11 protein-coding genes and 2 pseudogenes are annotated in these 11,970 nt (G+C 69.5%); 11 read left to right on the top strand and 2 right to left on the bottom strand.

Annotated features, from left to right (window positions below; all coding sequences use genetic code 11):
- From NKF06_RS17090 to NKF06_RS17070, 5 genes and pseudogenes are all read left to right on the top strand, one after another.
- Positions 1–1,311, top strand: a pseudogene (locus NKF06_RS17090) (hypothetical protein); the annotation flags it as partial.
- 57 nt (positions 1,312–1,368) lie between these two features.
- Positions 1,369–1,788 (top strand): DUF5791 family protein, encoded by a 420-nt coding sequence (locus tag NKF06_RS17085; protein ID WP_058827984.1) that lies wholly within the window; start codon positions 1,369–1,371, stop codon positions 1,786–1,788.
- Positions 1,785–2,681: an SDR family oxidoreductase gene (locus NKF06_RS17080; RefSeq protein WP_253246088.1), complete on the top strand. Its 897-nt coding sequence runs from the start codon at positions 1,785–1,787 to the stop codon at positions 2,679–2,681. The genes NKF06_RS17085 and NKF06_RS17080 overlap by 4 nt, the downstream gene beginning before the upstream one ends.
- 101 nt (positions 2,682–2,782) lie before the next feature.
- Complete coding sequence (locus NKF06_RS17075; RefSeq protein ID WP_004972741.1) at positions 2,783–3,967, top strand: DHHA1 domain-containing protein; 1,185 nt, start codon at positions 2,783–2,785, stop codon at positions 3,965–3,967.
- A gap of 66 nt (positions 3,968–4,033) precedes the next feature.
- Positions 4,034–5,125 (top strand): aldo/keto reductase, encoded by a 1,092-nt coding sequence (locus NKF06_RS17070; RefSeq protein ID WP_253246087.1) that lies wholly within the window; start codon positions 4,034–4,036, stop codon positions 5,123–5,125.
- A gap of 45 nt (positions 5,126–5,170) precedes the next feature.
- On the opposite strand, the gene NKF06_RS17065 is transcribed toward NKF06_RS17070, so the two are convergent.
- Positions 5,171–5,341, bottom strand: coding sequence for an HVO_0758 family zinc finger protein (locus NKF06_RS17065; protein WP_004972738.1), 171 nt, complete (start codon positions 5,339–5,341; stop codon positions 5,171–5,173).
- Between the two features lie 158 nt (positions 5,342–5,499).
- Here NKF06_RS17065 and NKF06_RS17060 point away from each other — a divergent pair, with 158 nt between their 5' ends.
- The 4 genes from NKF06_RS17060 to NKF06_RS17045 all read left to right on the top strand — a co-directional run bounded on the left by NKF06_RS17060 (position 5,500) and on the right by NKF06_RS17045 (position 8,970).
- Positions 5,500–6,660: an MFS transporter gene (locus NKF06_RS17060; protein WP_058827987.1), complete on the top strand. Its 1,161-nt coding sequence runs from the start codon at positions 5,500–5,502 to the stop codon at positions 6,658–6,660.
- 92 nt (positions 6,661–6,752) lie between these two features.
- Entirely contained in the window at positions 6,753–7,859 is a 1,107-nt protein-coding gene (locus tag NKF06_RS17055; RefSeq protein ID WP_253246086.1) for a glycosyl transferase family 2, read from the top strand.
- Positions 7,856–8,344 carry a hypothetical protein gene (locus tag NKF06_RS17050; protein WP_253246085.1) on the top strand — a complete coding sequence of 163 codons (489 nt, stop codon included), beginning with the start codon at positions 7,856–7,858 and terminating at the stop codon, positions 8,342–8,344. Before NKF06_RS17055 ends, NKF06_RS17050 begins: the two co-directional genes overlap by 4 nt.
- A gap of 29 nt (positions 8,345–8,373) precedes the next feature.
- Positions 8,374–8,970, top strand: a complete 597-nt coding sequence (locus NKF06_RS17045; RefSeq protein ID WP_253246090.1) for a CoA pyrophosphatase — start codon at positions 8,374–8,376, stop codon at positions 8,968–8,970.
- Between the two features lie 146 nt (positions 8,971–9,116).
- On the opposite strand, the gene NKF06_RS17040 is transcribed toward NKF06_RS17045, so the two are convergent.
- Complete coding sequence (locus NKF06_RS17040; RefSeq protein WP_253246089.1) at positions 9,117–9,605, bottom strand: DoxX family protein; 489 nt, start codon at positions 9,603–9,605, stop codon at positions 9,117–9,119.
- 429 nt (positions 9,606–10,034) lie between these two features.
- On the opposite strand from NKF06_RS17040, the gene NKF06_RS17035 reads away from it, so the two are divergent.
- Together NKF06_RS17035 and NKF06_RS17030 are read left to right on the top strand one after the other, a co-directional pair.
- Positions 10,035–10,817 carry a luciferase gene (locus tag NKF06_RS17035; protein WP_253246084.1) on the top strand — a complete coding sequence of 261 codons (783 nt, stop codon included), beginning with the start codon at positions 10,035–10,037 and terminating at the stop codon, positions 10,815–10,817.
- Positions 10,818–11,099: 282 nt separating this feature from the next.
- Positions 11,100–11,970, top strand: a pseudogene (locus NKF06_RS17030) (FAD-binding oxidoreductase); the annotation flags it as partial.

Here is an 11,970-nt window from a genome sequence, read left to right as displayed (position 1 = left end):
GTCGCGGTTCGCGCCGCGTATCTCGACCGCGTGCTGGCGACACTTGACCGCCGGGCGAACCGGACCGCGGCGGCGACCGGCGCGGCCGACGACGCGAGCACAGACGCAGCTATTGGGTCGCTCTCGGAGGCGGTCCGTGCCGAGGCGGTCGCCCGCGCGGCGCTGGGTGAGACGCGAGCAGACGGCGCGAACGGAACCGGCAACGAAACCGGCGTCCGGTTCGTCCCCGACGCGGACCCGATGTACCTCTCGCTCGGCGGTCTCTCGGGGTCCGCGATGCCGACCGTCTCCCGCGGCGGCACCTACCACCCGCTCGTCGCTCGCAACACCAACCTGTTCACGCTCCCCTACGGCGACGCCGCCGATACCGTCCTCGAACCGGTGTTCGGCGCGAACCGCCGCGTCCCGCTCCGCGTTGCGGCCCGCGCGCTCCTCGCCGCCGACTCGACGCTCGCGGCGACGAATGGGACGAACGAGACGCTCGCCGACCGGCGCGACAGGCTCGAAACCGCGGTCGACCGGTCGACCGTTCCCGCGGAGGAGGCCGCTAGGGACACGCTCCGCGCGCACACCGACCGTTCGGTGACGGAGCGCCAGCGGATTCTGAAGCGTGCGCTCGGCGAGTGGGACGACCCAGCCCACCGGGCGCTGGCGGTCACGAACGGCTCTGCGGCCCGCGCAATCGCCGTCGAAACTGCCGACACGGGAACCGTCGAGGCCGACCTCCTCGAACGCCGCCTCGACGAGGCGTTCCGAACCGTCCGTCGGGACCGCTCGACGACGGTCCCACAGCGACTCACGAACCGAACCGTCGAGACGACGCGGAGCGCCCGCCAGCAGGCCCTCAGCGACATGGCGACCGACGCGGCGATGAACGCCACCGAGGACGCGGTCACCGACCGCCTGAACGACACGCTCGACTCGCGGTTCGGGAAGTCGTTCAAGCGCGTCCCCGCCGGGATGCCGGTCGCGCCCGTCCCGGGGTACTGGTACGCGACGGTCAACGTCTGGGACGTGGAAGTCGCCGGCGAGTTCGCGCAGTTCCGCGTCCACGCCCGCGGCGACGCCGAATCTCTCACGTACGCCCGCGACGGCTCGACCGTTGCTCTCGACTGGGACGACGACGGCGTCGCGGAGACAGTCGGCCGCGGCGACCGCGTCGCGTTCGACGTGGAGACGGCAATCGTCGTCGCGGTGCCCCCGTCGGGCGTCGGCGTCGGTGACATCGACGGCGACGCGGACGAGCGCTCCGAGGGGTGGGCGGGCGGTCCGGGTTGCACCGTCGCGGCCGACTGCCGCGCGAACGAATAGCCGCCAATACGACCCGAGTGGCAACCGTTTTGCCGCCGGAACGCCGAACCCGCGTGTATGTTGTACGACGCCGCCGCGAAGCCCGGAACCCTCTCGGCCGACGAGTTGCGCACCGCCTACGAGGACGAGATTCGCCGCGCAGTCGACGCCGCCGGGTCGGAGACGGCCGCCGAGGCCGCCGGCGTCTCGGAAGCCGCGCTCTCGAACGGCGTGTTGGACCTCACGCTCGAACAGGCCGCCGCAGTTCTCGAACTCGCCGACGGCAACCCCGACGCCGACGCCATCGTCTGGGAGTTCCGCGACCACCTCCTCATGGGCATGACGAGCGGTATCCTCGACGTTGACACGCTCGCGTCCGAGGTCGACCTCGACCTCTCCGGACAGGAGATTCAGCAGGCTATCGAGGGCCGCACCGCCGCCACGCTGAACGAACTGGCCGCCATCCACCACGTCATCGCCGTCCGAAACGAGCGATGAAAGTCGCCATCCTCGGCTGTGGCTACGTCGGCCTCGAACTCGCTCGCACGCTCGTCGCTGACGACCACGACGTGTGGGGCGTCCGCCGCTCCGACGACGGCCTCGCCGCCGTCAAAGCGACCGGTGCGGAAGCGGTTCGCGCCGACGTGACGGACGCCGACTCGCTGGCGTCAGTCCCCGACGTGGACCACGTCGTCTTCGCCGCGAGTTCCGGCGGCCGCGGGGCCGACGCCGCCCGGACCGTCTTCGTCGATGGTCTCCGAACGGCAATCGACCACTTCGCCGCCCGAGAGTCGCCGCCCGAGCGCCTCGTCTACACGTCGAGCACGGGCGTCTACGGCGACCACGGCGGCGAATTCGTCGACGAATCGACGCCACTCGACCCGACGACCGACAAGACGCGCGTCCTCGCAGAGGCCGAGCGCGTCGCCCGCGAGCACGCCGCCGAGCGGGGAATCGAAGGGACCGTCACCCGGTTCGCCGGGCTCTACGGTCCCGACCGCTACCGACTCGAACGCTACCTGACCGGCCCGGTCACGGCGGGTTACCTCAACATGGTCCACCGGGACGACGCCGCGGGCGTCGTCGCGTACCTCCTCGAAACCGACCGCGCCCGCGACGACACCGTCCTCGTCGTCGACGACGAACCAGTCTCGAAACACGAGTTCGCGGACTGGCTGGCCGACGAGTGCGGCGTCCCGCGTCCCGAAAAGCGCACGAAGGAAGAACGCCTCGCCGACGGCGACCTCTCGGAGGCCGCCCGCCGCCGTATCCTGACGAGCAAGCGCTGTTCGAACGACTACCTCCGCGAACTCGGCTATTCGTTCACATATCCGACGTATCGAGAGGGCTACCGGGCGGCAATCGACGCCTACCGGGCCGGCGACGACTGAGCGTATTCGGGGGACGACAGGTTCGAACCCCCGAAATTCTGTCACTCAGGACAACTCGATTAGGGGGAATATTCATACGGTAGGCCCCGGTCGTGTTGTGTATGTTCGGTCCGGTGGGGCAGTTCGACACGGGTGCTATCTTTGAGTCTATCGACTCGTTCGTGCGCGCGCACCCCGAAATCGCGGCGGCGCTCGTCGTCGCGCTCGGCGCCCTCTCGCTCGTCGTCTACGCCGCGATTCGCTTCAAGCGGCCGATGGGCACGCGCTTCGCCGAGGCGCTGGAGGACGTCGACGAGGTCGCCGTCCTCATGCACCCGAACCCGGACCCCGACGCCATGGCCGCGGCAATCGGCGTAGCCTGTCTCGCAGAACAGGTCGGCACCACACCGACAATCCAGTTCGCCGGCCAGATTCGACACCAGGAAAATCGCGCGTTTCGTACCGTTCTCGACCTCGACTTAGACCCCATCGACCACGTGAGCGACCTCGCCGCCGAGGCGGTCGTCCTCGTGGACCACAACGCGCCCCGCGGCTTCGCGGGGGCAGAGGGCGTCCTCCCCTACGCCGTCGTCGACCACCATCCCGGCGACGGGACCGGCGAGGTGTTCACCGACGTCCGTACCGACTACGGCGCGTGTTCGAGCATCATCGCCGAGTACTTCCGCGACGTGGGCGCGAAACCCGTCCCGCCGGACATGCACGCCAGCGAGGTGAACGCCTCGTACACCGTCCCCTCGCAGGTCGCGACGGGTCTCGTCTACGGGATTCTCACGGACACCAAACATCTCACTGCGGGCTGTTCGGCCGCCGACTTCGACGCCGCCGGCTTCCTCTTTCCCGGCGTCAACGAGGACCACCTCGACCGCATCGCCAATCCCGAGGTCTCCCGCGAGGTGCTGGAGGCGAAGGCCCGGGCCATCGCCGGCCGCGACGTGCGCGGTCCCTTCGCAGTCGCCGACATCGGCACCATCTCGAACGTCGACGCCATTCCGCAGGCGGCCGACGAACTCATCCAACTCGAAGGCGTCACCGCGGCGGTCGTCTGCGGCGAGCGCGAGAGCAATGTCTACCTCTCGGGTCGCTCCCGCGACGACCGGGTTCACATGGGTCGGACGCTGGAGGCCGCGCTCGACCACTACCGCGGGGCGAGCGCCGGCGGCCACGCCCGGATGGGCGGCGGCCAGATAATCCGCCCCGACGCCGTCACCGACGGCGGCAACGGCGAGTCCATCGCCCGCGACGAACTCATCGAACACGTTTTCGAGGCGCTGTCGGGCGATATTTGACTCGCCGGCGGCCGTCTCCGAACCCGGACCGGTGGCCCTTAACCGTCGGCCGCCGTAGCCCCGGCCATGGCTACAGGACGGGCGACGTGGGCCTACCGCGACCGGTTCGGTGACAGTTTCGGCCGAACGTTCTACCGCCGGTTCGGCCCAGGCGTCGTCTCCAGTATCGGCATCGGGACCTACCTCGGCGAGCCGACCGACGCGGTCGACGACCGCTACCGCGAGTCGCTCGTCTCCGCGCTCGAACACGGCGTCAACCTCGTCGACACGGCGTCGAACTACCGTCACGGCCGCGCCGAACGAGTCGTCGGCGACGCGGTCCGCGGGGCCGACGTCGACCGCGACGCCGTCGTCGTTGCCTCGAAGGCCGGGTTCGTCCCCTTCGACCGCGAGCGCCCCGACGACCCCGGCGCGTACGTCCGCGAGACGGTCCTCGACGCGGGCCTCGCCGACGCCGACGAACTCGCCCACGGCAGTCACACCATCGCGCCCGCGTTCGTCGACGAGATGCTCGACCGGTCGCTCGACCTGACGGGACTGGACCACATCGACTGCTACTACCTCCACAACCCCGAGACGCAACTGACAATCGCCGACCGTGAGACGGTGTACGACCGCGTCGAGGCCTCCTTCGAGGTCCTCGAACGCCGGGTCGCCGGCGACGACATCGGTCGCTACGGTGTCGCAACGTGGGAGGCGCTCCGGGTCGCGCCCGACCACGACGCGTACCTGTCGCTCCCCGAACTCGTCCATCGGGCCGAGCGTGCGGCAGAAACCGTCGGCAATGACGAACACTCGCTCGAAGCGATTCAGCTCCCGTTCAACGTCGTGATGGCCGACGCGTTCACCGTCGAGGCCCACGACACCGACGCGGGCGAGGCGATGAGCGCGCTCTGGTACGCCCACGAGCACGGCCTGCACGCCTTCACGAGCGCCAGCCTCGCGCAGGGCGACCTCGCGGCGGAGATTCCGGCGTCGGTGAACTCGGTGCTCGCCGGCGACACGGCGGCCCAGCGGGCGCTCAACTTCTCGCGGAGCGCGCCCGGCGTGACCGCGGCGCTCGTCGGCGCGTCGTCGGTCGCACACGTCGCGGAGAACATCGCGGCCGGCACGTTCGACCCCCTCGGGGCGCGGACGTTCGATTCGGTGTTCGAGTGAGCGGCCGCCGGTTCCCGTCGGGCGTCCGCTGTCGGTCGGTTCGCCTTATCTGAGCTCTTTCCACTCCCGCCCGCAGTCGGCGCAGATGCGGAGGGAAAACACCTCGTCCGGGTCGTTCTTCTTCTTCAGCGACTCGCCGCACTCGGAACAGGTCAGTCGTCCGTAGGTATCCTTCTCCAACTCCCCGTCTCGAAGCCCCTTCCGCGTTGTCTTCATAAGCGTTCGTTTGTGCAACGAACATAAAAACCCGACGACGACCCCCCGTTTTCGCCCGCACGACGCCCCGACGGCCTCGTTCAGTCGAAAGTGTTGTCACCTCGCGGTGCGCGCTTCCGTCCGTGTCACGTGGCCGCCTCTTCGGAACCCTCTGCGGGATGGTGCTGCTCGTCAACCTCGCGCGGGTCGTCTTCGCACCGCTTCTCGGAGAGTTCATCACGTTCTTCGAGGTCGACCGCGCCACCGTCGGCATCGTCGCCACCCTCGTCTGGCTCGGGAGCGCCGTCCTCCGCGTCCCGACCGGCTGGCTCCTCACCCGCGTTCCGAGACACCGGGTGGTGCTCGGAACCGGCGTCGTCCTCGTCGTCGCCTCGGGCGTGACCGCCAGCGCGACCACCGTCGAGACGCTGATGGTCGGCGCGGTCTCGATGGGGCTCGCCTCGGGCGCGTACTTCGTCGCCGCAAACCCGCTCGTGAGCGAGCTGTTCCCCGACCGCGTCGGCCGCGCGATGGGCATCCACGGCACCGCCAGCCAGCTCGCGGCCGTCGGCGTCGCTCCCTTCGTCACGCTCGTCCTCGCGGTCGGTCCCGACCTCGTCCCCCGGCTTCCGTTCGTCTCCGCGGCGTGGCAACTCGTCTTCGTCTGCGTCGGCCTCGCGGCCGCCGTCGTGACCCTCGCGTTGTTCTTTACCGCCCGTTCGACAGACCTCCCCGACGCGGGCGCGGCCGACCGCGACCTCCTCGGTGCGGCCCGGAGCGAGTGGCGCGTCATCCTCACCGGCATCGTCATCCTCGGCTTCACCGGCTTCGTCTGGCAGGGCCTGTTCAACTTCTACGAGCTGTACATGGTGTCGAAGGGCCTGCCGGCGACGACGGCGCGCAACATGCTGACGGTCATCTTCGGCGCGGGCGTGCCGGCGTTCTTCCTCTCGGGGCGGCTCGCCGACAAACTGCCGCGCATCCCGTACATCCTCGGCGTGCTCGTCTCCTTCGTCGTCTCGGTGTTCGTCCTGACCGTGACGACGAGCCTCGTCGGCCTCCTCGTCGTCACCGCGGTCGTCGGCTACGTCATCCACAGCCTCTTTCCGGCCCTTGACGCCTACCTGCTCGACACGCTGCCCGACGAGAGCCGCGGGAGCGCCTACTCGGTGTACTCGTTCGGCATGATGATATTCCAGGCCAGCGGGTCGGGCGTGGTCGGCACCCTGACCGACTTCGGCTACGCGTTCGACGAGGTGTTCTTCTGGTTCTCGGTCGGGCTGGCGGTCGTCGTCACGGGCCTCATCGCCTTCCAGCGCGCCGGGCGCATCCCGAACTGACCCCCCGGTCTGCCCGGACTCTCCCGGAGCGAAGCCGGCAGTCGGCTCGGCTCTCGCCGCACTTTTGCTCGCCCGGTCCCTCGACCGACACGATGGAGTACGTACAAGAGCGGGTCACGACGCTCCACGACCTCTCCGGTTCGGTCCCCGACGCCCCGACCGGCCGCGCCGCCGTGGTCGTGCCGATGACGGAGCGCGAGTACGCCGGCCTCGCCGCCGAGCGGGTGCTCTCGACGCTGGAGTCGCTCTCGCCGGCGCGGGTCGTCGTCCCCCTCCGCGCGCCCGCCGACCGGGTGGCCCCGTTCGCCGACTGGCTCGACGAGTACGACCTGCCGCTCGACGTGCTGTGGTGCGACGGCCCCCGCGTCGCCGACCTTCTCGACTCCCACGGCCTCGACGGCGAGCGGGGCAAGGGCCGCGACGTGTGGCTCGCGCTCGGCTGCGCCGCCCGCGAGGAGTACGTCGTCGTCCACGACGCGGACACGAAGACCTACGACGAGCGCTACGTTCCGCGGCTCCTGTTTCCGCTCGCGCACGGCCACGACTTCTCGAAGGGCTACTACGCCCGCGTCGAGGAGGGGCGGCTCTACGGCCGGCTGTTCAGGCTGTTCTACGCCCCGCTCGTCCGGGCACTTGAGGACGAGACTGACGCACCAATCGTTCGGTATCTCGACTCGTTCCGGTACGCCCTCGCGGGGGAGTTCGCGGCCACCTCGGACCTCGCGTTGCGGATGCGGTCGCCGCGGAAGTGGGGCCTCGAAGTCGGCACCCTCGGCGACGCCTTCGCTCACGCCGGCTTCGACCGGAGCGCGCAGGTCGACCTCGGCGAGTACGAACACGACCACCGCTCCGTGAGCGGGCCGACCGGCCTCTCGGACATGAGCGAGTCGGTCGGGCGGACGCTCCTCCGGGCCGTCGTGGAACACGGCGGGAACGTCGAGTTCGACACGCTCGCGGAGCGCTACCGCGAGGCCGGGAACAGACTGGTCGAGCAGTACGCGGCCGACGCGGCGTTCAACGGCTTCGACTACGACCGGGGAGACGAGCGCGAACAGGTCGCAACCTACGCCGAGGCCATCTCGAAGCCCGGTGAGGACACGCGGCTCCCGGCGTGGCGGGACACGTCGCTGTCGCCCGACGAAGTGCTCGCCGCCGCGAGCGCCGATCTCGACGACATGCGGGAGGCTGCGGGGCGATGAGCGAGGCCACCTACGACGACCTCGCGGGCGTCGTCGACCTCTTCGGCGCGCTCACCCGCGTGGAACTGGAGACGGCGCTGGACGAACTCGCGTTCAAGCAGGGCCGCGAAACCGACGGCGACGCCCTCTCAGGCGCGATTTCTGACGCGGTCGACGCTTACTACCTCGTCCCCTACGAGGACGATGAGACTGACGCGGAACTCCTGACGGTCGGGCCGATGGCGTTTCCGACGCTCCCCGACCGGGCGGAGGATCTCCCGCACATCCTCGACTACCCGACCCGCGAGGTGCCGCGGGACGAACTGGCGACGCAGGTCGAATCGCGTCTCCGGGCGGCGGCCGCGAGCGCGGTGCAGACGGGCGACGACGACGAAATCGAGCGTCTGCTGGACGTGACGTACGACCTCGAAGCGTGGGCCGACACCGACGTGGAGTCGATTCGCGAGCGCCTCGACGCCGCGCTGGACGCGGAGGGGCAGGCCTAAGTCTCGGCATCTCTTTACGAATCGTGACGATGGACCTCGCGGGCGTCACCCGACACGAACCGGTGACCGTCGACGCGGGCCGGCGGGCGGCCGTCATCGCCCCCGTCGTGTTCCGCGACGAGCGGCCGCACATCCTGTTTACCAAGCGCGCCGACCACCTCGGCGAGCATCCGGGCCAGATGAGCTTCCCCGGCGGCGGGCGCGAACCGAGCGACGCCGACCTGCGGGCGACCGCGCTTCGCGAGTCCAACGAGGAAATCGGCCTTCGAGCCGATGAGACCACGTTTCACGGCCGACTCGACGACATTCTCACCGTGACCGACTACGCCGTCTCCCCGTTCGTCGCCACGGTACCCGACCGCGAGTACGAACCCGACCAGCGCGAAGTGGCCGAAATCGCGGTGCTCGCGGTCGACGACCTGACCGACCGCGCGAACTACGAGTCGGAGCGCCGCGACCACCCGCAGTACGGCGAGATTCGGCTCCACTTCTTCCACGTCGACGGCTACACCGTCTGGGGCGCGACCGGACGGATGCTCGTGCAACTGCTCGAACTCACGACCGACTGGCACGCCCCCGAGGAGGTCGACCGCGTGGTCGACCCCGACGCCGACTACCCGGTGTAGCGCGCCCGCTCGACGTCTCGTTCTCCGCGGCTCAACTGCCACCCAGCGCGCCCGCTCGCGGTGTCTGAGTCAGTTCCGAAAAACAAGACCGCGTCCGCGTGTCGTCGTCCCCACGACAACTCCCTTTCTGCCCCCCGAGTATCTCCTCAGCCGAGGAGGTACTTGAGCGCGGGGCGCTGTTGGACGAACTCCATCTTCTCGATGATGGCGTCGAGGCCGAGGATGCGGCCCGCAGCGAGGGTGCCGACGATGGCGAACATCATGAGGCCGAACAGGTCGCCGTTGACGAGACCGTGGCCCCAGTCGGCGTTCCCGAGGTAGAAGAACACCATCAGGACGCCGCCGAAGAAGGCGGCGAGCCGGACGAGTGCACCCACGATGAGCCCGAGGCCGATGAGGAACTCGCCCCACGGAACCATGATGTTCGTGAGGTCGAGGAGCCACGGGGTCGCAGCGGCCCACGCGAAGAAGCCCTGCAGCGGCGAGGCGGCGGGGGCGTTCGCAAGGTAGCCGCCGGCGTTGAACGCCTCACCGGTTATCTTCCCCCAGCCCGCGTGGAGGAACCAGTAACCGGTGATGAGGCGGGTCAACACGAGCACGTAGCCCGTGACGCCCCGCGAGTAGTCGAAGTCCATTCTGTTCCCCAGCATCTCGATTTGTGCGTTAGCGGGCATCTCGGTTCACCTTACATCTGAATCGTCGGCCGCGAACCCCATATAACGGCGACGCGATTTCCGAATCTATAGAACTGGGAATCACCGAAAACGGGCGTCTGAGACTGTCACGATTCATTTTCGACTACTAATCGCAGTCTAGAATTGCCTCCTGAATACAATCGTGGACGTACGACGGACGAACCACCGGTATTCGGCCGTGAGACGAGTCGGCACGCGGTTCGACACGGCTCGCCGCCGCTTCGAAACGTGGTATATAAACGTCGCCGGGAGAGCCAGCATCGCCGTCACCGACAGGGTTTTGCCCTCCTCCGCGCTATCCGTTCTCACATGGTCGCACAGACGATGGATCGCGTTCCGCGACGGTACTGAAATTTCTGTGGTGATAGTATGTTGACCGCCGAGCGTGCGGTCTCGAAAGCCGGTCTGGACGCTGTCGCACTCAAACCCGCCGAGTGCGACGTGCGCGAGGCGCTGTCGGTCCCGCTCGATGTCGTCGCTATCGACTACGAGGGTCGCGAGCGACTCCCCGACGAGGACGTGCTTCGCGAGCTCGCGGCCGAAAAGGAGGTTCGACTGACCACGCCGGTCCGGGCCGACGGCTTCGACCCCCTCAGCGACGACTCGCTGTACGAGTGGCTCCCCGACGGGATTCGGCAGGTGCTCGTGGCCGGCCACGGCGCGTATCTGACCGACGACGAGGCGGGCCGCGCGGTCGCCCCCCGACTCCGCGCCGCGAGAGAGCGCGCGCCCGACGCGTGGGTCGGCACCGAGGGTATCGAGCGAATCGCCCTCGCCGCCGGCGGCACCCAGTACGAACTCCTCTCGCGGTCGACCCGCAGGGACGTTCGGGCGCTCCGGGCGGCCGGCTTTGACGGCGAAATTGCGGTCTACGCCCCGACCGCCCTCACCGACGACGACGACGAGATTCTCGACGCCGTCGGCGCGTACGTCTCACGTCGCCGCCCCGTCGCTCGCGCGCTCCCCGACGACGCCGCAACTGACGCCTCGGCAGAGGGTCGCGCCCGCGAGGTGCTCCTGAAGGCCGCGCGCGACTACGCCCTCATCGGCTCCGTGACCGACGTGCGGCGGCGCATCGACGACCTCCGCGACGCCGGTATCGACCTCGTGGTCGGCTACCCGGCCCGCGGCGTCGACGAGTTCGCCGAGTAGTCCGGCGAGTCGCCCGCGCCCGTCCCGTCTCCGCACCGCACCGGAGGCCTTTTACGCGGTCGCCGGAGAGGACAGGTGACGGCACGGTCAGGTGGCTCCTTTCGGACCCACGTGGTTTCCACGTGGGCCACGGCCGGCTGACCTACCCCGTCTCTCTACACATCCTGAGCGACTGCGCCGCGCGCATCGACCGACTACGCGCCCGACGACTGGCGGCGACTGACGACGACCACGAGACCGAGAGCAACCGCCATTCAAGTCGGTCGCTGACCCAGACGAGGTATGGACACACCAGCGCGCGTCGCGGTCGTCGGCGCGGGCGCGGTCGGCCTGACGACCGCCTTCGACCTCGCCGAGCGCGGGGCGCGAGTCACGCTGTTCGAGCGCGACACCCCGGGCGGCGGGTCGACGGGCCGCGCCGCCGGCATCTGCTACGACGCCTACGCGGAGGACATCGACGTGGCCGTCGCCGATAGCGCGATGGCTCGATTCCGGCGTCTCTCGGGCGAGGGCGAGTTCGTCTTCCACGAGACGCCGTACGTCTTCCTCGCGCGCGAGGGCGACGACGCGGCGGCCGCGGCCCTCGAAGAATCGGTCGAGCGAATGCGCGTCCACGACCGCGCGGTGTCGCTCGTCGGAGCCGACGAACTGGCCGCCCGGTTCCCGATTCGGACCGACGACGTGCTCCTCGCGGGCGTCGCCGAGAACGCCGGCTGGGCCGACCCGGTGGCCTACGCGGACCTGTTCGTCGAGAAGTGCGAGTCCGCGGGCGTCGAGTTCCGCGTCGGTGACGCGGTGTCGCTCCGAACCGACCCGCCGGGCGTCGCCGTCGACGACGTGTTGACCGCCCGCTTCGACGCCGTCGTCGTCGCGGCCGGCGTCCACTCGCGCCGCCTGCTCGCCGAGGCGGGCCACCCCATCGCGCTCAAACCCTACCGGGCGCAGGCGCTCGTCGCCGACTGCGACTACCGCGGCCACCGTCTACGACGCGACCGACGAGTCGTACCTGCGGCCGCACCCCGCGGGCGTCCTCGCGGGCGACGGCGTCGAACCGGTCGAAGCCCGACCTCGACGACTGGGACCCGGCCGCGGACGACTGGTTCGTCGCCGACGCCCTCGACGCGGTTCGACACAGAACCGCCGTGGTCGACCC

Source organism: Haloferax sp. AB510, assembly GCF_024136985.1.
Classification (GTDB): Archaea; Halobacteriota; Halobacteria; order Halobacteriales; family Haloferacaceae; genus Haloferax.
The sequence above is the reverse complement of the archived record's forward strand: the minus strand, read 5'-3'. Positions and strand labels throughout refer to the sequence as shown.